Source organism: Acinetobacter sp. S40 (assembly GCF_016624705.1).
GTDB lineage: Bacteria > Pseudomonadota > Gammaproteobacteria > Pseudomonadales > Moraxellaceae > Acinetobacter.
The window spans coordinates 108,681-128,801 of record NZ_JACVTU010000001.1 but is presented as its reverse complement, the minus strand read 5'-3'; the positions used below and the strand labels follow the sequence as shown (position 1 = coordinate 128,801).

At 40.0% G+C, this 20,121-nt stretch carries 22 protein-coding genes; 10 read left to right on the top strand and 12 right to left on the bottom strand.

Annotated elements, in window-relative coordinates; all coding sequences use genetic code 11:
- Positions 1 to 2: 2 nt before the first annotated feature.
- The 4 genes from IAE19_RS00620 to gshB all read right to left on the bottom strand — a co-directional run bounded on the left by IAE19_RS00620 (position 3) and on the right by gshB (position 4,733).
- Positions 3 to 932, bottom strand: a complete 930-nt coding sequence (locus tag IAE19_RS00620) for a D-alanine--D-alanine ligase (protein ID WP_200459018.1) — start codon at positions 930 to 932, stop codon at positions 3 to 5.
- 52 nt (positions 933 to 984) lie between these two features.
- Positions 985 to 2,433: a UDP-N-acetylmuramate--L-alanine ligase gene (murC, locus tag IAE19_RS00615; RefSeq protein ID WP_200459017.1), complete on the bottom strand. Its 1,449-nt coding sequence runs from the start codon at positions 2,431 to 2,433 to the stop codon at positions 985 to 987.
- A gap of 13 nt (positions 2,434 to 2,446) precedes the next feature.
- A complete protein-coding gene (murG, locus tag IAE19_RS00610) occupies positions 2,447 to 3,544 on the bottom strand; it encodes an undecaprenyldiphospho-muramoylpentapeptide beta-N-acetylglucosaminyltransferase (RefSeq protein WP_200459016.1) in 1,098 nt (365 codons plus the stop codon).
- Positions 3,545 to 3,794: 250 nt separating this feature from the next.
- Positions 3,795 to 4,733 (bottom strand): glutathione synthase, encoded by a 939-nt coding sequence (gshB, locus tag IAE19_RS00605; protein ID WP_200459015.1) that lies wholly within the window; start codon positions 4,731 to 4,733, stop codon positions 3,795 to 3,797.
- A 327-nt stretch (positions 4,734 to 5,060) separates the two neighbouring features.
- Between gshB and IAE19_RS00600 the strand changes: the two genes are divergently transcribed.
- Positions 5,061 to 5,687: a class I SAM-dependent methyltransferase gene (locus tag IAE19_RS00600; protein WP_200459014.1), complete on the top strand. Its 627-nt coding sequence runs from the start codon at positions 5,061 to 5,063 to the stop codon at positions 5,685 to 5,687.
- Between the two features lie 204 nt (positions 5,688 to 5,891).
- Here the strand turns inward: IAE19_RS00600 and pyrE are convergent, their stop codons facing one another.
- Positions 5,892 to 6,542 (bottom strand): orotate phosphoribosyltransferase, encoded by a 651-nt coding sequence (gene pyrE / locus IAE19_RS00595; protein ID WP_200459013.1) that lies wholly within the window; start codon positions 6,540 to 6,542, stop codon positions 5,892 to 5,894.
- Between the two features lie 38 nt (positions 6,543 to 6,580).
- Here pyrE and IAE19_RS00590 point away from each other — a divergent pair, with 38 nt between their 5' ends.
- Positions 6,581 to 7,402, top strand: coding sequence for an exodeoxyribonuclease III (locus IAE19_RS00590; protein ID WP_200459012.1), 822 nt, complete (start codon positions 6,581 to 6,583; stop codon positions 7,400 to 7,402).
- A gap of 468 nt (positions 7,403 to 7,870) precedes the next feature.
- Positions 7,871 to 8,224, top strand: coding sequence for an arsenate reductase (locus IAE19_RS00585; RefSeq protein ID WP_200459011.1), 354 nt, complete (start codon positions 7,871 to 7,873; stop codon positions 8,222 to 8,224).
- Positions 8,225 to 8,289: 65 nt separating this feature from the next.
- Here the strand turns inward: IAE19_RS00585 and IAE19_RS00580 are convergent, their stop codons facing one another.
- Positions 8,290 to 8,727: a DUF2147 domain-containing protein gene (locus IAE19_RS00580; protein WP_200459010.1), complete on the bottom strand. Its 438-nt coding sequence runs from the start codon at positions 8,725 to 8,727 to the stop codon at positions 8,290 to 8,292.
- Between the two features lie 156 nt (positions 8,728 to 8,883).
- On the opposite strand from IAE19_RS00580, the gene IAE19_RS00575 reads away from it, so the two are divergent.
- Both IAE19_RS00575 and IAE19_RS00570 read left to right on the top strand, forming a co-directional pair.
- Entirely contained in the window at positions 8,884 to 9,795 is a 912-nt protein-coding gene (locus tag IAE19_RS00575) for an alpha/beta hydrolase (RefSeq protein WP_200459009.1), read from the top strand.
- A gap of 355 nt (positions 9,796 to 10,150) precedes the next feature.
- Entirely contained in the window at positions 10,151 to 11,323 is a 1,173-nt protein-coding gene (locus IAE19_RS00570; protein ID WP_200459008.1) for a GGDEF domain-containing protein, read from the top strand.
- Positions 11,324 to 11,326: 3 nt separating this feature from the next.
- Here IAE19_RS00570 and IAE19_RS00565 read toward each other — a convergent pair whose 3' ends face one another.
- The 5 genes from IAE19_RS00565 to IAE19_RS00545 all read right to left on the bottom strand — a co-directional run bounded on the left by IAE19_RS00565 (position 11,327) and on the right by IAE19_RS00545 (position 15,740).
- On the bottom strand, positions 11,327 to 12,019 hold the full coding sequence (locus IAE19_RS00565; protein ID WP_200459007.1) for a glutathione S-transferase family protein: 693 nt from the start codon (positions 12,017 to 12,019) through the stop codon (positions 11,327 to 11,329).
- Between the two features lie 6 nt (positions 12,020 to 12,025).
- Complete coding sequence (gene dsbD, locus IAE19_RS00560) at positions 12,026 to 13,873, bottom strand: protein-disulfide reductase DsbD (protein ID WP_200459006.1); 1,848 nt, start codon at positions 13,871 to 13,873, stop codon at positions 12,026 to 12,028.
- A 15-nt stretch (positions 13,874 to 13,888) separates the two neighbouring features.
- Positions 13,889 to 14,656, bottom strand: a complete 768-nt coding sequence (locus tag IAE19_RS00555) for a transporter (RefSeq protein ID WP_200459005.1) — start codon at positions 14,654 to 14,656, stop codon at positions 13,889 to 13,891.
- 59 nt (positions 14,657 to 14,715) lie between these two features.
- A complete protein-coding gene (locus tag IAE19_RS00550; RefSeq protein WP_200459004.1) occupies positions 14,716 to 15,252 on the bottom strand; it encodes an ankyrin repeat domain-containing protein in 537 nt (178 codons plus the stop codon).
- A 137-nt stretch (positions 15,253 to 15,389) separates the two neighbouring features.
- On the bottom strand, positions 15,390 to 15,740 hold the full coding sequence (locus IAE19_RS00545; protein WP_200459003.1) for an HPF/RaiA family ribosome-associated protein: 351 nt from the start codon (positions 15,738 to 15,740) through the stop codon (positions 15,390 to 15,392).
- Between the two features lie 260 nt (positions 15,741 to 16,000).
- Between IAE19_RS00545 and puuE the strand changes: the two genes are divergently transcribed.
- From puuE to IAE19_RS00520, 5 genes are all read left to right on the top strand, one after another.
- Positions 16,001 to 16,969 carry an allantoinase PuuE gene (puuE, locus tag IAE19_RS00540; protein ID WP_200459358.1) on the top strand — a complete coding sequence of 323 codons (969 nt, stop codon included), beginning with the start codon at positions 16,001 to 16,003 and terminating at the stop codon, positions 16,967 to 16,969.
- Positions 16,970 to 17,107: 138 nt separating this feature from the next.
- Complete coding sequence (uraD, locus tag IAE19_RS00535; protein ID WP_413784507.1) at positions 17,108 to 17,611, top strand: 2-oxo-4-hydroxy-4-carboxy-5-ureidoimidazoline decarboxylase; 504 nt, start codon at positions 17,108 to 17,110, stop codon at positions 17,609 to 17,611.
- Positions 17,608 to 17,931, top strand: a complete 324-nt coding sequence (gene uraH, locus IAE19_RS00530; protein WP_200459001.1) for a hydroxyisourate hydrolase — start codon at positions 17,608 to 17,610, stop codon at positions 17,929 to 17,931. Before uraD ends, uraH begins: the two co-directional genes overlap by 4 nt.
- A 213-nt stretch (positions 17,932 to 18,144) precedes the next feature.
- Positions 18,145 to 18,870 (top strand): outer membrane protein OmpK, encoded by a 726-nt coding sequence (locus tag IAE19_RS00525; protein ID WP_200459000.1) that lies wholly within the window; start codon positions 18,145 to 18,147, stop codon positions 18,868 to 18,870.
- Positions 18,871 to 18,998: 128 nt separating this feature from the next.
- Complete coding sequence (locus IAE19_RS00520) at positions 18,999 to 19,508, top strand: GNAT family N-acetyltransferase (protein WP_200458999.1); 510 nt, start codon at positions 18,999 to 19,001, stop codon at positions 19,506 to 19,508.
- Here the strand turns inward: IAE19_RS00520 and IAE19_RS00515 are convergent.
- Positions 19,490 to 20,020: a DUF1877 family protein gene (locus tag IAE19_RS00515; protein ID WP_200458998.1), complete on the bottom strand. Its 531-nt coding sequence runs from the start codon at positions 20,018 to 20,020 to the stop codon at positions 19,490 to 19,492. The genes IAE19_RS00520 and IAE19_RS00515 overlap by 19 nt on opposite strands.
- Between the last annotated feature and the right edge of the window lie 101 nt (positions 20,021 to 20,121).

Below are 20,121 nucleotides of genomic sequence, written 5' to 3'. Positions count from 1 at the left end.
AGTTAGTGAGCCGTACCTTGAAGCGTTTGTTCTAAAATTGCGACACACAACTCATCAAACCCGATTCCAATCGCCTGAGCTGCTTTAGGAACCAATGAATGACTGGTCATCCCTGGAACTGTATTAATTTCTAATAACCAGAAATTACCTTGTTCATCCTGCATGGCATCGACACGTCCCCAACCACTTGCTCCTACAGCCTGGAACGCGCGCAAAGTTAATTGTTGAAGCTGTTTTTCGTCTGAATCACTGAGACCTGAAGGAATCCCATATTGCACATCATTACGCTGATATTTGGCATCATAATCGTAAAAAGCCACATCTTTAGGAGGTTCCAGACGAATCACGGGTAATGCTTCCCCATTTAGTACCACGATCGTATATTCACGCCCCGTAATCCACTTTTCTGCCATAACAATCGCATCATGTTCGGTGGCTTTCGCAATCGCTTCTGCAAAGTCTTCTTTTTTCTCAACTTTACTCATGCCAATACTTGAACCCTCATGTACAGGTTTAATAATGACAGGCAAACCAAGGCTATTTACAATCTCATCAACGTTCGAGTCTTTATTGATAATACGATAAGGTGCTGTCGGCAAATCAGTCCCTTGCCAAATTTGCTTGGTTTTAATTTTATCCATCCCGATAGCGGAACCCTGCACCCCTGTCCCCGTATACGGGACATCTAGCCATTCCAGTGTTCCCTGAATCTGACCATCTTCACCGCCACGACCATGCAATACAATAAAAGCGCGGTCATAATTGACCAGTTCTGTCACACTGCGATTTTTAGGGTCAAATGCTTCTGCTTGTACACCCGAACGTAACAAGGCTTCAAGTACCGCGTTCCCACTATCTAAAGAAACCTCACGTTCAGCTGATTTCCCACCGAACAACACGGCAACTTTGCCGAATTTTGAAGCATTTGACACGTTTTTATCCTTAAACTTTTCAAGCACAATAATTAAAAATGGATGAACCGCATTATTTTAAATACAAATGATGCTGAGCAAGTTCAACTGAAATTGCTCCCACGTTACCTGCACCCTGTGTTAATAACAAGTCATTCGGTTGTAACACTTTTTGTATCACGTTTTGCAGGTTACCTTCCACTGGGTCAACCAAAATCGGCTCGACGTCACCACGCAAACGAATACTACGTGCTAGTGAACGACTATCCGCCCCTACGATCGGCTTTTCACCCGCAGGATAAACTTCGAGTAATAACAACTGATCGACCTGAGACAGTACATCAACAAAATCATCAAAACAGTCACGAGTACGGCTAAAACGGTGCGGCTGGAACATCATCACCAGACGACGATCTGGGTGACTTTGACGCGCCGCTTTAATGGTGGCTTCAACCTCTTTAGGATGATGTCCATAGTCATCCACCAACTTGACATTTCCTTCACCTAATTCAAATTCACCTTGAACCTGAAAACGACGACCAACTCCGCTAAACCCTTTCAATGCACGGCTAATGGCTGCATCAGATACACCCTCATCAGTCGCAACACCAATCGCTGCTAAAGCATTCAAAATATTATGCAAGCCCGGTTGATTAATCGTTAAACGTAGCGGCTCACGGTCTTTGCGCAGCACTGTGAAATGTGAACGCATACCATCCTGTTCAACATCAACAGCACGAATATCATTGTCCTCATCAAAACCATACGTCAAGACTGGACGTCCTACACGCGGTAAAATTTCTCGAACATTCGCATCATCACCACAAACGACCGCCAAACCATAGAATGGCAATTTATGCAAAAACTGCACAAACGTATCTTTTAAAGTATCAAAACTACCACCATAAGTGTCCATGTGGTCGGCATCGATATTGGTGACGATTGCCGCCATAGGCTCTAAATACAAGAAAGAAGCATCCGATTCATCTGCTTCAGCAACAATAAAACGGCTTGCACCCAAAGCGGCATTTACACCCGTACGATTCAATAGCCCACCGATCACATAGGTCGGATCAAGATTTTCTTCGGCCAGCATGGTCGTTAATAAACTGGTCGTTGTCGTTTTACCATGCGTACCTGCCACTGCAATACCATGACGATAGCGCATTAATTCACCCAGCATTTCGGCACGGCGCACCACTGGAGTACGGCTTTCGATAGCAGCTTTCACTTCTGGATTTTCAGGATCAATCGCTGTAGAGACGACTAAAACATTGGCATTTTGAATGTTATCAGCAGTGTGTCCGATATAAACCTTAATGCCTTTTTCTTCGAGCTGTGCTGTAGTATTCGATGCCTTAATATCCGAACCAGATACTTTATAACCTTGATTTTTGAGTACTTCGGCAATACCACACATCCCTGCTCCACCAATCCCCACAAAATGAATGTGTTTAATACGGCGCATTTCAGGGACTTTAATCAGTTTTTTGGCTTGATCAGCTGGCGTTGATGGTGACATAGCGAACTCGAAGTTATAAAGCTTGAATAAGATCAGCGACGGTTTGAGTCGCTTGGGGTTGAGCATGTTGACGTGCCTTCACTGCCATTTCAGACAATAACTGACGATTCATCAAACCACTCAGAAGAGTATGTAAAAATTCGGGTGTCATGCTGGATTGCTGACAAATTTTTGCTGCACCAATGTCTGCCAAAAATTTGGCATTAGCTGTTTGGTGATCATCCACGGCAATCGGTAAAGGTACAAAAACGGCTGCCACGCCTGCGGTAGCGACTTCAGTTACCGTGAGCGCACCTGCACGACAGATAATTAAATCAGCCTCACTATAGGCTTTTGCCATATCCTCAATAAACGGCATCACCTGAACATTTACATGTGCTGGTGCATCCGCATAACGTGCTGTTGTTTCGTCGATTTGTTTTTGACCACATTGGTGAAAAACGTTGAGGGGCAGATCCAACTTTTTAAGTGCTTCAGGTAACCGCTCATTTAATGCCTGTGCCCCTAGCGATCCACCCACAATCAGAATATTGAATGGTTGATTTTCCTGCTCGCGAATCTGATAGCGCCATTTTGGACTTAGGATTTCTGCAATTTCCTTACGAACTGGGTTACCTGTTGTCACGACTTTTTCACTGGCAGCAAAAGTATCTGGAAATGCTTCACACACTTTATTGGCAATACGCGAAAGTTGAGAGTTGGTAAAACCAGCAACTGCATTTTGTTCGTGAATTAAAATAGGAATCCCCAAAACACGTGCTGCCAAACCACCCGGGCCAGCCACATACCCCCCAAAACCAGCGACCGCATCGATTTTAAGTTGTTTCATGTACCGCATCGCATTGAGTGTAGCTTTTAAAATTTTAAATGGGGCTAATAATTTACGTACTGCGCCATTACCACGCACACCTTGAATATCAATTTGATAAAGCGGGATATTTTGATCCTTTAATAAACGATTTTCCATACCTGCTGGCGTTGCTAGCCAAGACACCTGACAGCCTTGTTGTTGTAGCTCTTTGGCAACTGCCAAGGCAGGAAATACATGACCGCCCGTACCGGCCGCCATCATCATGACATGTTTAGGTTTGTGCTGTGGTGAATCGGTCACGGTGTAATTCTTCAACTCAAAAGAAAATGGGGAAATCACATCTATTATTTTAGCCGTTCATTTTAATCCTAAAGCAAGCAGAACGGAAAGCAAATTTCACGTGTTTGCAACATAAAGCCGAGCTTTTTTGCCTTGTATTCAATTTAGGCTTGTGGCAAGTGAGAATAGATGTAAATTGATTAATTTTTTTAAAATAAAGATGATATTCACAAGTGATACGAGTGAATATCATCTTTATTTATTTTGGCAATTAACGACCTGCTTCTAGCACGTCAAACAAATCATCGGCGATAGATGTACCATATTGCGCATCAATCTCGCGGATGCAAGTTGGACTGGTCACATTGATTTCAGTGACATAATTGCCAATCACATCTAGTCCGACAAATACTAACCCTTTTTCACGTAGAAATGGCCCGACTTTGGCTGCAATTTTTTTGTCATTTTCAGTCAATGGACGTGCTTCACCCAAACCACCTGCCGCCAAGTTACCACGCACTTCACCATTTTGCGGAATACGTGCCAGACAATACGGCACAGGTTCGCCATTGACCATCAAAATGCGCTTATCCCCTTCTACGATTTCAGGAATATAACGTTGTGCCATAATTGGGCGATTTCCCATTTCCGTTAACATTTCAAGAGTTGAGCCAATATTTACGCCATCTTGGTATAAACGAAAAATACCCATGCCCCCCATACCATCTAAAGGCTTTACGATAACATCGCCCTGTTCTTTGATAAATTCACGAATTAGGCTTTGCTGTGAAGTCACCAGAGTAGGTACTTGGAGCTCAGGGAACTGAGTGGCAAACAACTTTTCGTTACAGTCACGTAAAGATTGCGGTTTGTTGATAATCCACACACCTTCACGTTCTGCTTGTTCTAAAATATAAGTGGTGTAGACAAAATTCATGTCAAATGGTGGGTCTTTACGCATCAACACTACATCATAGGCAGCGAGCGATTCTTTTTGTTTTTCACCCAACTCGTAATAATGGTTGTAATCTTCAAAGACTTTAAGCGGCGAAATCAGACCAAAAGCACTTCCTTGATCGATATATAAGTCCTGTTGTAATGCGTAACCCAATTCATGTCCACGACGGCTGGCCGCCCAAAGCATCGCCATGGTTGAATCTTTTTTCAGATTAACAGTTTCAATTGGGTCCATCACGACAAGTACACGCATTACCAGTTCACTCTTTATTTTCAATTGGCTTGATTATAAACGAGCTTTATCCATGAAGCTTAGTATTTGAGTGAATAAGTGAAGCGTGGAATGTTCATAACAGAAATAAGTATCGCTCTATGCAGCAAACCACCATTGGATTTTGGCTAATCAAAGGCATAAAGATAAATTAAAGGCCAGCATGCTAGCATCTAAGAAATGTAAGTAAGCACAATTCGTATAAGCGCCATTCTGTTAAATAGTTTTTAAATTAGATGATTTTTCAAATTTAGAAATTAATGATAAAACATTTTCTATAACAATAGATCTTAATTGTAGGAACACAAAATGAATATTAATGAGGTAAAAAGTCCTATTGATTTAAGAAATTTAAATGACGCATCTGAGTGGGCTGCCGAAGTAAATATAAAGCGCCCATGGAGATATGAATTTTTTGATACTTATGTTGATGAAATTAATAGTTTAAATATTGAAATTCCTAAAATTCTTGAAATAGGTTCTGGTCCAGGATATTTAGCAAAGGTTTTATTAGAAAACTTATCAAGTATTAGTTATACAGCCATAGATTTTTCGCAAGCTATGCACCAATTATCAAAAGAAAATTTAGGTAAATTGAGTGCAAAAGCAAAGTATCTAGTTGCTAATTTTAAAGATTCTGATTGGTTTCATATAGTAGAACAAGAAAAATATGATGTAGTGATAATTCATCAAGCATTACATGAATTAAGACACAAAGCCTATTCTAAGAATTTTCATACCCAAGTTAGAGATCATCTATTAAATAAGAATGGAATATATATAGTTACAGATCATATTGTTGCGGATAATGGTATGAAAAATACTGACTTGTACATGACAGTTGATGAACATTTAAAAGAGTTATCTTTAGCAGGATTTACTCAAATTAATATTTTAAAAGAAAGAAATGCTTTATGTTCTTTTAAAGTTTCCTAAAATTAACATAGTAGACCTTATGCGAAATACTTGAATTTTTCTTTCCGCATCAATATTTTAATCAAAGACTTTCTAGGATTCAGCGCATTGAAAGGGCTTTTTCCTTGATTTTTGATGTTCCACGTTCTCTTTTTAAAATTATTTTAAATTATCAATTAACGAAACAAAAAAGGAAGTTTCCACCTCCTTTTAGTTCTTTAAAACTTAGATGCCATATTTTTCACGATAAGCCTGCATATTTGCCAAGGCCTCTTTTTCACCTTTAGCATCCAAAAAGTCCATCAAGTCTTTCATGGTAATTAAAGCATGTACCGGGATTTCTAGCTCTTTTTGTACTTCCTGAATCGCAGAAAGTTCACCTTGACCACGTTCCTGACGATCCAATGCAACCAATACCCCTGCAATGGTCGCACCTGCATTTTTCAAAATGTTCACCACTTCGCGAATCGCAGTACCTGCGGTAATTACATCATCAATAATCCAGACTTTTTGACCTGCAACAGCAGCGCCCACTAGCACGCCACCTTCACCGTGATCTTTGGCTTCTTTACGGTTAAAACCCCAAGGTACACTTTTAGTGTGAACCTGAGACAATGCCACCGCAGTTGCCGCAACAAAAGGAATACCTTTATATGCAGGACCAAAAATCACATCAACATTTTTACATTGTACAAGTTTATCGGCATAGCCTTGAGCTAATAGCGACAATGCTTCACCATCATTTAATAAACCTGCGTTAAAAAAATACGGACTGACACGTCCTGATTTTAGGGTAAACTCACCAAATTTAAGCACACCGCGTGATAACGCGAGTTCAATAAAAGCTTGCGGGTTAAAAGACGATGGCGTTGTCATAGGTGCTCCAGATTCATCAATTGAGGTCAAACTTGCGCATGATACCAAAGGATAGCTATCCAAGTGATGTAAAAATTCTACGTGTGGTTTCAATTAACGTAAATGGTTTGCGTTCATCTGTGACCAAAGGGCTGCTCGAATGGCTGGAAAAGTCAGAAGCTGATGTGGTGTGTATGCAGGAGAGTCGCATTACCCATACCCAATGGACAGATAAATTTAAACCAGAAGGCTGGTACACTCATCTGTTTCCTGCTGAACGTGCTGGCTATGCGGGTACAGCCATCTATAGTCGCATTCCCTTTAGCTCGGTACAAGATGGGCTGGGTTTTGAACTTGCCGATTCACAAGGGCGTTTTATTGCGGCCGAATTTGATTTAGGTCTAGCACAGCCTGTTTATGTATGTTCCTTGTATTTACCGTCTGGTTCTTCAGGCGATGAAGCACAAGCACGTAAGGATGTCTTTTTGGAGCAATATGCACGAATTTTAAAGCAATGGCGTGGTGAGAATAAATCGATCATTGTCTGTGGTGACTACAATATCGTACATAAACGTATTGATATTAAAAACTGGTCAGGCAATCAGAAATCATCTGGCTGTTTGCCTCATGAACGTGCATGGCTGGATCATATCTATGACGATTTAGGTTATGTGGACACTTTCCGTGAAGTCCGCCAAGAAGCCGAACTGTATTCTTGGTGGTCCAACCGTGGACAAGCCCGTGCCAAAAACGTGGGGTGGCGTATTGATTATCACGCTTGTTCTCCCGATTGGAAAGATCGCACAGTCAACGCTTGGGTCTATAAAGAAGAATGGTTTAGCGACCATGCACCTGTGATTATTGACTATAAAATCGGCTAAAAAGGTACACTTGTTCACTGAATTAATGGTTTTTACCTACAATTGTTGTGGAAATTGTATATTTTTCTTACAGCCGTTTAAGAGCATTATAGCTGCACGGCACAGGGACATGTCAGGATGACAAAAGGATAGGACGCCGTAGGAAGGAAATATATAACCTAGTTTGGTTATTCAAGGATGTGACAATGGACGTTGGACTGAGACCCGCATGATCAGGATGATTAAATGCGGGTTTTCTCTTTTTTAACATCCATTAAAATACTCTTGATTAATCTACTTATAATTTCAAGTCATTTTTACCTGAAGCATATGTCAATATTATGACATTTATCTAATTACACAAGTACGATGGATTTAATTAATTCTGATATTGTTATCTCAAATCCGTTTTTCAATTCACTTCAGACTAGAGCTTTGTTTTATTTTTGGGTAGGCTAATACGCATTGTCATGGATAAAGCCCAAGAATATGTTAAAGATTTATGGAATTAAAAACTGTAATTCAATGAAAAAAGCCTTTGATGCACTGAATGCTCAAGGATTAAATTACGAGTTTCATGATTATAAAAAACAGGGAATAGATGCAGAAACTATTCAAGTCTGGTTAGATCAAGTCGGTGCGGACATTATTTTAAATAAAAAGGGAACTACATGGCGTAAGTTATCGCCTGATGAACAACAATTTGCGCTCAGCAGTGAAGCCCATTTAATTGAAACCCTAATCGCCCATCCCAGTTTGATTAAACGCCCTGTTCTGCAAACAGCTCAGGGTTATCTGGTAGGTTTTGATGAAGCAGCTTATCAACAAATAGCCAAAGCCTAAAAAGTTGATAAAAAAATAGCCGAATCAATCATTCGGCTATTTGATGCTATTTAGAAGAAATTCGATTAGTTAGCACGAATCCATGTTTGATTACGCCCTAATGCCGATATTCCAATATAGCCACGAATATTCAGTTTCTTACCGCCATCCGCAAGCTCACCTTTGAGTTTATAGGTTTTACCTGTTTTAGGATCCAGAATTGATCCACCATCATAACTTGTGCCACCTGTGTTTTTTAGGCCATTCACAATGGTGACGCCTTTCAGTGATTTATTCTTGTAGGGTCCTTCACATTTAGTACAAGAATTTTCTTCACCAGGCGTCAAAATACTTTGGATCGTCGCAGATAATGTCCCGTTTTTTTGCTCAGTGAATTTCACAATTGCTTTCGGTTGTTTTGTTTGATCGTCAATCGTTTTCCAAACCGTACCATTTAATGGATCAGTTGCATTTGCCAAAACTGTCGCACCAAGTAATCCAATTGCCAATGCAAATTTTTTCATTTTTGTTTAATATCCCTAAGTCTTTGTTGACATGATTAGTATTCAAAACTCACAACAATATTGCAATTTTTGTCTGTGACTAATTAGTGTAGCCTTGTAACTTGTATAGCCCAATTCGCACAATTTTAAAAATTATACTCCAACTATGAAAAAATGATGAAGATAAATACTATGTGGAAACAATATATTACTGAAACAATTTTAAAAGCTGCTATCCGAACTCCAAGTCAGTTTAGTTTACCTCCAGCAGCTCTCAGAACGGCGTTGGATCAACTATGCCGTGTTTTCCCAATCAATAAAGAAGTTGAAATTCGTCCAATTCGCCTAGCGGGTATAAAAGCAGAGGAAATCAAACCTCAATCATCTTCCACCCAACTCATTTTTCATATTCATGGCGGTGCATTCTTCTTAGGCAGTCTAAATACGCATCGTGCTTTTATGACTGATATTTCAGCACGTACGCAGATGCAGGTCATTCATGTCGATTACCCTTTGGCACCTGAAAGTGGTTTTCCCGATGCCTTAGATGCACTTTATGATATCTATCAACTTTTATTGGATCAGGGCATACAGGCCAAGGATATTATTATTTCGGGCGATTCCTGTGGAGCAAATCTAGCTTTGGCACTGTGTTTACGTCTTAAAGAAAATCAGGACGAACAACCTAGCGGCTTGATCCTACTGTCGCCTTTTCTGGACTTAACTTTAACCAGCGAGTCTTTACGCTTTAATCGCAAGCATGACGCTTTATTGTCTATTGAAGCGCTGGAAGCAGGAATCGATTATTATTTGGGTGATCGGATCGCCACTGACAATCCTCAAGTTTCTCCTTTATTTGATGATCTTTCTGGTTTACCGCCAACATTAGTACAAGTCGGCTCTAAAGAGATTCTATTGGACGATGCTAAACGCTTTCAGGAACAGGCCAAGAAAGCAGGAGTACATGTAGAATTTAAACTTTACACGGGTATGTGGCACAATTTTCAGATGTTTAATGCATGGTTTGATGAAGCTAAACAGGCATTGGCAGATATTGCTGAATTTGCTCACCAATTGGATAAAGACTAGTAGGTGTAGACGTTCGAGCTTTTAAATTTAAAATGAGATTAATTTACCACTATCTCCCTCATCTCTTACCTATTTCATTACATGAAAAATATTCTGGGTGAAATAGGTTAATCCACCCAAAAACTTAGCGTGACTTTAAATAATTCAGTAAAAAAATGAATGAATAAAAGAATATTAACGCCAATAACATCACAATTTTTTCAGACCAAGCTCAATTTTCATACACGCCTAAAACTGTTATCTTAAGCAAATAAAAACCAATCTATAGTCCTCCATATCACAACAATTAAAATTTTAATGAAAAAAGTATACGGTTTTGCATTGTTACGTGATGGCATTACCGGGGATGTTGCAAATGAAAAAACGGTTAATCAAAGCGATATTTGAAGATAATGTCGTCATGAACTGGACCACCATGCAAAAATGTACCCTGATTCTATTTTTAGCATGTGGTATCCATATCACATGGATCGTCTGGAAAGTTTATATTTTTTTGAAACCTGAATTATGGCCGCTCATTAATCGCTCCTTACTAAAAGTTAGCTTGGGAATTGATATTCTCGGGTTTTGTTTATTGGCGTTATTGATTTATCCGACCCTTTATTATCGTGAACATAAATGGTTTGAAGCGGTTATTCCTTGGCTCAGTGTTGGATTATTTACTGTGACTTTATGTGCAGGGAGCTATTCGATTGGTACGCTTAGCCCAGCCACTATGGTAGGTTATGTCAGTATAGTAGGCGTGGGGCTCATTCTATTTCAACGTCATTTCATCTATGTGGTGATGATCCCCGCGAGTATAATGCTTTTAGGCAGTACGTATTTGAGCATGAAGCATATCATTCCCTACGCTCCTCTTTTTAATTTTGGACATTTAGGAATCGATGCTTTTACTCATCCATTTTGGGTCGCAAGTATGATTTTCTTTAGCGCACCAATTTTTTTAACCTGTTTACTTTTATTTGAAATTTTACTGACTCAATGGCGCAATCGTGAGGAGTATATTCAACGTCTCAGCCAGATTGATCCCTTAACCAATATACTCAATCGCCGCAGTATAAATCGGTGTTTACAAGAATTGCATCTGCAACATCTTGACCCAAAATCAGGTTATGCCATTATTTTGTTGGATCTAGATCATTTTAAACAGATTAATGACCACTATGGTCATCATATTGGTGATGAAGTTTTAATTGAAGTTGCAAACTGTTTGTCCAATCATCTACGACGTCAAGACTATATTGGGCGCTTTGGGGGTGAAGAATTTATTCTATTACTTCCCCACACGCCGCTAGAACAAGCAAAAATTATTGCTGAACGATGCCGACTTGCTATTCAAAAACTAAATATATTGGTCGACCATCAAAACGAAATTCGTATTAGCGCCAGTTTTGGTATTGCAACGTCTCAGTATAATTGTGATCCTAAAGAAATACTTAATCAGGCTGATCAGGCCTTATACGCGGTCAAGGCGATGGGACGTAATCAAGTCCAATGTTTTTTTGATCTGCCGCCTCGTCTCAGCTAAACCTCACACTCTCAAAAACTGCTCAGGATGCTGTCGATAAGGTTCCTGATTTTGAACAAACTGCTTTTCTACCTGTGCCTGATTCATCCACTGTTGTACCGCAGCATTGGCCAAGATGGTTTGCATATATTGCTGACTTTGCTCAGAAACAGGCAAACCATAACTCACAAAACGCATCACCACTGGTGCATAGAAAGCATCTGCAATACTAAAGTCACCACATAAAAAACCATTCATATCTGGCCGTTCAGCCCAGATCTGTTCAATACGAGCCACATCTGTTCGCAATGCTGGCAAGTCATTCCATAGTTTACTGCCAATAAACCTTAGATCTGCTTCAATGTTCATGCCACAGTATTGTCTCAGCGTCATAAAACTACTATGCATTTCTGCGCTAATACTGCGCGCACGGGCACGTTGGGTTTTATCCACCGGCCATAAATGTTTTTCAGGAAAACTTTCCGCCAGATATTCACAAATTGCGAGAGAATCCCACACCACCACATCCTGATCAACCAATGTGGGAACTTTAGCTGCAGGACTAATGGCTGACATGGTTTGCTTAAACTGCCCTTCAACAGCAAAATCATCAAAAGCAACCGCATGCTCATCCAATGTCAAATTAAAATGTGTCATAACCAACCAAGGACGCATCGACCATGATGAATAGTTTTTATTGCCAATATAAAGTTCCATCAGACCTTACTCCTTGAGATTTTTTAACGCCTGTAAATGATCCAGCAGCTCAGTCTTACTAAATGCTCCAGTCAATCGTAAACGGCGCAATTCCTGTTGCTGTGAATTTAAAAATAAATAGGTCGGTGGCCCTAAAATCTGCCATTGATTCAGCAAAGCCTGATGAGAACTATCATACTGGCTGAGATCCAGTTTAATAAGATAATAGGGCTGTAATGCCGTTTGTACTTGGGCATCTTTTAAAATACGGTGTTCAATTGGTTGGCAAGCGACACACCAATCCGCATAGACATCAATAATAACAATAGGATCCTTCGGGGCTTGGTTTAATAATTGCTGAAACTCAGCCGCAGTATGTGCGATATGCCAAGCACTAGCACCTTGCTGTTGATCGAGCTGATTACGCTGAAAATGCTGGTATTGATCAAACATGATCGCAGGAATTACGAATATTAATAATAAAATATACAACCAGCGTAAACGATCATGATGTTTGACAAGACGATAACAGGTATATGCAATAAAACTTAACCCTAAAGCCAGACTTAAAATTTGTAGTACAAGCGCAGGCAATAAAGGTCGTATGAAATACAGACTCAAACCCAGCATGATAAACGCAAAAATCACTTTGATCTGATGCATCCATTGCCCAGCTTTGGGTAGAACTTTTGCGCCTAAAATGGTGGCCAGTAGTAAAGGAATGCCCATGCCAAAGCCTAGGCAAAATAAGAGTAAAGCCCCTTGCCACTGATCCTGAGTCTGGGAAATAAATAATAAAGTTCCTGCCAAAGGAGCCGTCATACAAGGCCCAACCAATAAGGCAGAAATCATGCCCATAATCGCAGCACCAAGCAGTGTTCCCCCCCGTTGTACCGATTGAATCCGATCCAAATGATTCATTAATTGCTGAGGAAGCTTGATCTCGAATAAGCCAAATAAATTTAAGGCAAAAACCACAAATAATAAACTAAAGGCAATCAAAGTCGCAGGCTGCTGTAACCAACGCTGAAAATTAAGTCCTGCTGATGAAGCAATTAAACCCAGTACCGCATACACCAATGCCATACTACATACAAAAGTCAGCGCAACGATCCATGCGCGTAAACCTTTGCTTTCCCTCACGATGAGTGAGGTGAGTATGGGTAACATGGGCAATGAACATGGCGTAAAAGCCAACAGCATTCCCAAACCCAAAAACAGCAGAACGCCATACCCCAATGAATGTTGCTCAAGTTTACTGCTCCAGAATTGATCCTGAGCCACTTGAGTATCGCTATTTAACTGGGCCGCCTCTGTTGCTCCAGATTTTCTTGTTGCATCTGAACCTGAACCAGATTCAGCATAAATACTATTTGATACATTATTTTGAGATGCTTTAGCTGCATCCAGAAAGGTTTTCTTCGACTGCCCTGTATTTTGGATACTGACCAGACCATCCAGATCAGTCTGAAACTCAATGGTTTGAGGAGGATAACAAATTCTGTCTTTGGCACAACCCTGCCATGTCACCTGATAGGTTTGAGAAGGTTGAGTCTGAATTTGAAACTGTACGTTTTGATAATAAACCTGACTATTTCCAAAGTTATCATCATATTGCTGCCGTGCTTTCGGCAGATTCAGCGGCAGAGAATGATCACCCTGTTTGACCTCAAACTTATGCTGATATAAATAATAATGCGGCTGAATCGACCAATTTAGAACAGCGGTCTTTTGATCAAGCGACTCAACAGAAAATGAAAACGCATCTTCAGGACTCAACAATGCCTCATTTTTAGCATAGAGCTGCGTCGCAAAAAAACAAAGTGACAGAATTAAAAAGTTAAAAATGCCACTGCGACTTTGAAAATGCGCCATTATTTCCTCAATTACTTAGAACAGGTAAGAAAAACCAAAACCACCGTTATAGTTTTTGTCGTTTCCATTTAAACCAACGCCGACACTAGCATCCAATTGCGCACGGTCATTAATGGCATAAATAACTCCTGTTCCCAGTCCATATTCGTAGTCTTGGCTTTCAGCTTTACGATATACAAATTCAGAATAACCAGACCATTTTCCACTTAATTTATAGCCAATCGTTGGAATCGCAGTTACCGCCCAGTCGCTATTTTGAACTTCATATTTCATGGTAATTGAGGTTTCAATTAAATCACTGTACTGATACGCCACAGCTGAACTTAAACTGTAAATATCATCGTGTTCAGTAAATTCATCATTGCCAGTTGCGATCAGCGCTTGCGCCAAAATCGCCATTGAAAGTCGATCATCATCTAAATCAATGGCTTTTTTCAAGCCTATTGTGATATCGCCCAGCCCATTGTCGTGAATTTTTTTACCTGCGCGTTTGGTTTGATACCACGCAGGTCCTTGCCAGCCTAATTGTAATTCTAAATCTTTGGTCAGACCGGTACGTAACAGCATATCTTCATTCAGAGTGACGGTTTTTTCTTTGACACCCTCTACAGAAGTTTCATTGTACGTTGCGCTTGGTAAACCTTGTTCCCAAGCCAACTGGCCTACAGGTGTAATACCTGTTCCAAAACCTGAACCAGGACGGTCAAAAGAAAAATCAGCGGCAAAAGTATCAACCGTTGCGCCCGCAGCCAGAATAAAAGTTAGTGTTTTAAACATGTTCATGGATACACTCAAAATTCAGTTCATTTTTTACTTAACCTGATTATTGCAAAAAAACAGGTTTATTCTTTCGACATTTTTGCACCGCGACTACGCAATAACTCTAGTGTCTGTTTCTCTTCTGGCAATGCCTCTGCCCAATTAATTTGATCAAACTCACAATCAAAGAATAAATCACTGACTGAAGATAAAATGGTGAGTCCTTCGTCGTCACGCGTATTCGGATCAACTTTTTCATCGAGCAAACGCTGAACTACAGGCACACATGCGGAACTTGCCGCATCCCAAAGTGGACCATATAGTTCTTCTGAATCCCATAAATGCAAGTTGGCTTTGGCCTTTATCAGCGCCTCCAAAATATCCAAATGTACTTTTAATACTTGTTGTTTTTCATCTTCACTCAAGGGCTGATTAGCTTCATAAGCCTCACACACCATTTCCCACCACTTAAATAAACCATCACTAAAAACAGAAATCGGTGGGCCCTTTTCAGGATCAATAAAATTTGGATCAAGACCTGCCGCTAACAGGCGCTGCACCTGTTCAAGGTCTAATTCTTCAATGGCCTGAACAAAGGCTTGTTGTTGGGCTGTTAGCATGGATTATCTCACCACTTTAAAGGGATTTGGCTACTATTATGCCGAAAATTTAACGGTGATTTGTGATATTTTGATTTAAATTTATCTCATTTTTCAAATAAATATAAAAAAAGCCCCGTAGGGCTTCCTTCATTGCATTATTCTTCGTCTGCAAATTCGACTCGACCACCACGCGATGATTCCTGTTTTTCGAAGGTATGTTCTAGGCTACGTTTTAGTTTTTCAATCGAACCATGAATGGCTAAATCAATATTTCCTGCTTTATGGCTGACTGCAATTGGCTTTAAGCCTGCTGGACGCGCTTCGATCATGCACCGGATATCATCTTCGCCGTTTTTTTTGTCCCCGTTCTCATCACTCAAGTGTACCGAAAAGTGAGTAATGCGTTCAGCATGGCGCTGAAATTCATCAGAAAGTTCTGCACGAACATATTCAATTAAACGTTCACTATTTTGGATGTTTTTATCTGTGCGGATTTCAATATTCATGATTTCATCCTCTTTGTATCAGTATTTCTATATAACCATCTATGCAAAACTTAATTGGCACACTTTGAGCATGCTGTAATTCGGTGCTGTTGTACATCTCTGTTGTGTAATTGGTTGTTATCTCCTTTTATGCTTTATGTTGGTGTTGTTTTTTAAGTGCTTGAAGCGCTTCTCTATCTTCAATATCTGTCTATACTCAAAAATATGCAAGCTGATTTTTTAAATTTTTATGACATTTTGATCAAAAAGGATGCAACATGGTGAATTCTTCATATTTACGTGGACAAGATCTGATTGACCAGATCAAAAATGCACCCTATTCACGCGATTTAATTGGTTATCATGGTCAGCCCCCACATGCGCAATGGCCAAATCAGGCGCGTGTTGCTGTGCAATTTGTGCTTAATTATGAAGAAGGTAGCGAAAATCATATTGAACATGGTGATTTAGGTTCAGAACAGTTTTTATCCGATATTATCGGTGCAGCCAGTTTCCCCGCCAAACATATGTCGATGGATTCAATGTATGAATATGGTTCCCGAGCAGGTTTCTGGCGTATTCACGAAGAGTTTCAGCGCCGTGGCTTACCCATGACTATTTTTGGTGTAGGCATGGCATTGGTACGCAACCCTTACGTCGTCGATGCGATCAAAACTGCTCAATATGATGTGGTCTCTCATGGCCAACGCTGGATTCATTATCAGGATATGGATGTCGAAACTGAACGGATGTATATGGATCAGGCCATTTCCGTTCTTGAAACGCTATTTGGCGAAGCTCCGATCGGCTGGTATACAGGGCGTGATAGCCCAAATACCCGTCAAATTTTGGCCGAGTTCCCACAGATTAAATATGACTGTGATTATTATGGTGATGATTTACCATTTTGGACAACACTGACCAATAAAGAGGGGGAGACAAGACCTCACCTGATTATTCCCTATACCCTTGAATCAAATGATATGAAATTCTGTTCGCCGGGTGGCTTTAATAGTGGTGAACAATTTTATCAATATTTAAAAGATGCTTTTGATGTTCTTTATGCAGAAGGTGAAACTGCACCAAAAATGCTCTCTATTGGTATGCATTGCCGTCTTTTAGGGCGTCCTGGTCGTTTTAAAGCCTTGCAACGTTTTCTGGATTACATACAATCGCATGATAAGGTCTGGATTTGCCGTCGTAATGATATCGCAGCGCACTGGTATCAAAACCATCCTTATACTGGCTAATTTTTAAATACTCAGGCAATAGAGTGAACATAAATAAATAGATATCTACATTATTTGATTTTGTAGATATCCATTTCTCTGGCATTTTAATTGCTCGATGAATGATGTTATTTTCTGCTTAAATACTGGATGAATATGGTGCGTTTTTCTGAGTTTAATCACACAGCAACCCAACACATAACGCCCTTTTTGAGCGCATGTGTGCATATTCCTTCATGGGTAGACCACTTAAGTCAGCAACGACCTTATGCCTCCGCGCAAGCTTTGTTGGATGCTGCCTCGCAACAAAGCCAAAACTGGACATGGACTGAAATTGAAACCGCGCTATCCACGCATCCGCGCATTGGTGAAAAAAAAGCCAAAGTGGAACTCACTGAACATGAAGCTCAATTTTCAGATCAGGAACAATCTGGCGTCAAACAAGATGCCCAAACCCAACAAGCGCTTTTTGAAGGCAATGTCGCCTATGAGCAAAAGTTTGGCTTTATCTTTTTAATTAAAGCTGCAGGGCTTAGTAGCGAGCAGATTCTCAGTTCCCTACAACAGCGTTTACAGCATGATCTGGAAACAGAAAAAAAGATTGTTCACGAACAGTTGGCCGCCATCGCATTATTACGCTTGAGTCAAGGAATTGAAGCATGATTAGTACCCATATTTTAGATACACATTTAGGTAAACCTGCACCACAGGTTGAAGTTCGTCTCTACGATGCCAAAACCCGTACCTTATTGGGCAATGGTTATACCAATGATGATGGTCGCTTAAAAGATTTTGGACTTGAAGAATTACAACGTGGTGCATATTTACTTGAATATGATATTGCACCGTATTTTGCTCAACATGATTTAAAAACCTTTTTCCCACAGGTGAATATTCAATTTTTTATTGAAAATCCAGACGAACACTATCATGTTCCGTTATTGATTAGCCCATTTGCTTATTCTACTTATCGTGGCAGTTAAGATGAAAAATCATGTATTTAGGGAATCTGACAGGGCTCCCTAAACACAATATAAACCTATAAATTTCCATAATAAAATGTCTTCTCCTCTATTTTTTATATTTTATTGCCCACATTTCATCCCAGATATTTTTAACCTTTAATCAAATTTGGCTTTATTTTTGCTTAAGAGCCTGTATGCTTTACTCGCTTTTTATCTGGGGAGATATTTGCGATGAAATTTAAATTTGGGGTGGTTGCCGCTACACTTTTATCTGCTACCACGATGGCTCAGGCTAAACCGATCTGGCAGGACTTCAGTATTACAGGGTTATACGGCGAAAATTATGAAGTCGTAGATAAAGAAGAAACCACGGTAACTTTAGAGTATGCCGCAAAAGTCAAATATGCGGATGTCTTCTTTTTTATGGACCGCATGCGTGGCGGTGATGACCACAAAGTCACTTATTTTGAGCTTTCACCGCGCTTTAGTTTAAGTGAGATTTCAGGACAAAAATTGTCTTATGGTCCAATTAAGGACGTTTTGATTTCAACGACATGGGAAAGTAACAACGATGACTTTAGTAGTTTCGATAACTTTCTATATGGTTTTGCAGTTGATTTAAATGTCCCATATTTTCAGTATTTCAATCTGAACTTCTATCGCGCTAATAACGAAAGTACGGATGATGACTACCAAATGACAGCGACGTATGCGTTGCCATTTAAAGTTTCATCGGAAGAGTTTTTAGTGGACGGGTTTCTGGATTGGTCAACTGCAGAAGGTGATCACGCTAGCGAACTTAACTGGACCACACAATATAAATGGAATCTAGGTCAACATATTTCACCAGATACCCGTTTGTATTTAGGTATTGAACATTCAATTTGGAATAACAAATTTGGTATGAAAGGCCGTGACGAACACAATGTCAGCGCCTTAATCAAATATCATTTTTAAAATTAATTTTGCTGTGGTTTGGCAAAGTGAAAGCAAGTCTTCGGGCTTGCTTTTTTCATACGCCATTTAAGCAATCTCTATGCTTTTAGGCGTATAATTTTTATGATTTTGCAGCAGGTTATACACTTATGGATTTTCAGTTGCGTCCCGCGACCCTACACGATTTAGAACAGATTCTTGCAATTTATAACCACGAGATTCTTACGGGTATAGCCAACTGGAACGATCAAGTCAAATCGCTTGAAACCTATCGGCACTGGTTTGAACAATTACAACAAGAACATTATCCGATGTGGATTGCTTATGATCCTATCCAGCAGCGCGTAGCGGGCTATGCATATTATGCAGCGTTTCGAAGCATTAGCGGCTATAAACACACCATTGAACATTCGGTATTTATTTCTCCTGAGTACAAACGCCGCGGACTAGGTAAAATCTTAATGGAGCAGATGATTGAACTTGCCAAAGCACAAGCTTTTCATATCATGATCGGTGCAATTGACAGCGAAAATAAAGCCTCTATTGTGTTGCATGAACGTTTAGGCTTTGTACAAACAGGTTATTTGCCACAAGTTGGACAAAAATTTGGACATTGGCGTGATCTGGTGTTTATGCAACTTCAGTTAGATGAAGCTTGAGTCATATAATACACATCCGACATAATCTGCTTACTTTGCAGCGTAATCACCGCGTGGTTATGCTGTTGAGCCAGTTCATAAAAGTTTTTGAGTTGGGCAAATAGCATCAGTAATTCACGTTGTTCTTTATCAACATCATTACCCCAGTGAAATGGAAATACTTTTTTCTGGTTTAATAGTGCTGGATCATAACGATGCTTAAAGTCATCAATTGAAATCCGCTCCAGAGCGTTGGCAATCTCATCCACTTCTATCACAGGGTTGTAGCGCAAGTTTGCAACGCTTAAAGCTGGATGAGAAAATGCATATTCTGCTTGAATCGCAAAATGAAGAGCTTGGTCTTGAGCCGTGCGTTCATCTTTGAATAGTAATATTTGTAAAGCCTGCCATGTCTCACCCACATTTAATTTAGCGCGAATCGATGGCGCATGGTAAACCTCATCAAGTGTTTGAGCCTCGATCATTAAAATTTCCAGATCATTCGGTTCAAGCGCCAGTAATACAGCATTCATTATTATTGCTCATATCATGGTTATTTGCCTTTAGCTTAACGTGACTGAAACAACAAATGCTTAACGATTTGTCATGCGATAATTACTGAATGTAAAAAAGA

Excerpts from the sequence above, each read along its gene's own strand:
- IAE19_RS00555 (WP_200459005.1), bottom strand. The coding sequence starts at position 14,656 with ATGAACATGTTTAAAACACTAACTTTTATTCTGGCTGCGGGCGCAACG.
- pyrE (WP_200459013.1), bottom strand. The coding sequence starts at position 6,542 with ATGACAACGCCATCGTCTTTTAACCCGCAAGCTTTTATTGAACTCGCG.
- dsbD (WP_200459006.1), bottom strand. The coding sequence starts at position 13,873 with ATGGCGCATTTTCAAAGTCGCAGTGGCATTTTTAACTTTTTAATTCTG.
- IAE19_RS00515 (WP_200458998.1), bottom strand. The coding sequence starts at position 20,020 with ATGAATGCTGTATTACTGGCGCTTGAACCGAATGATCTGGAAATTTTA.
- IAE19_RS00600 (WP_200459014.1), top strand. The coding sequence starts at position 5,061 with ATGAATATTAATGAGGTAAAAAGTCCTATTGATTTAAGAAATTTAAAT.
- IAE19_RS00590 (WP_200459012.1), top strand. The coding sequence starts at position 6,581 with ATGATACCAAAGGATAGCTATCCAAGTGATGTAAAAATTCTACGTGTG.
- IAE19_RS00525 (WP_200459000.1), top strand. The coding sequence starts at position 18,145 with ATGAAATTTAAATTTGGGGTGGTTGCCGCTACACTTTTATCTGCTACC.
- murC (WP_200459017.1), bottom strand. The coding sequence starts at position 2,433 with ATGTCACCATCAACGCCAGCTGATCAAGCCAAAAAACTGATTAAAGTC.
- IAE19_RS00585 (WP_200459011.1), top strand. The coding sequence starts at position 7,871 with ATGTTAAAGATTTATGGAATTAAAAACTGTAATTCAATGAAAAAAGCC.
- gshB (WP_200459015.1), bottom strand. The coding sequence starts at position 4,733 with ATGCGTGTACTTGTCGTGATGGACCCAATTGAAACTGTTAATCTGAAA.
- IAE19_RS00575 (WP_200459009.1), top strand. The coding sequence starts at position 8,884 with ATGAAGATAAATACTATGTGGAAACAATATATTACTGAAACAATTTTA.
- IAE19_RS00570 (WP_200459008.1), top strand. The coding sequence starts at position 10,151 with ATGAAAAAACGGTTAATCAAAGCGATATTTGAAGATAATGTCGTCATG.
- IAE19_RS00550 (WP_200459004.1), bottom strand. The coding sequence starts at position 15,252 with ATGCTAACAGCCCAACAACAAGCCTTTGTTCAGGCCATTGAAGAATTA.
- IAE19_RS00520 (WP_200458999.1), top strand. The coding sequence starts at position 18,999 with ATGGATTTTCAGTTGCGTCCCGCGACCCTACACGATTTAGAACAGATT.
- uraH (WP_200459001.1), top strand. The coding sequence starts at position 17,608 with ATGATTAGTACCCATATTTTAGATACACATTTAGGTAAACCTGCACCA.
- IAE19_RS00545 (WP_200459003.1), bottom strand. The coding sequence starts at position 15,740 with ATGAATATTGAAATCCGCACAGATAAAAACATCCAAAATAGTGAACGT.
- IAE19_RS00580 (WP_200459010.1), bottom strand. The coding sequence starts at position 8,727 with ATGAAAAAATTTGCATTGGCAATTGGATTACTTGGTGCGACAGTTTTG.
- IAE19_RS00565 (WP_200459007.1), bottom strand. The coding sequence starts at position 12,019 with ATGGAACTTTATATTGGCAATAAAAACTATTCATCATGGTCGATGCGT.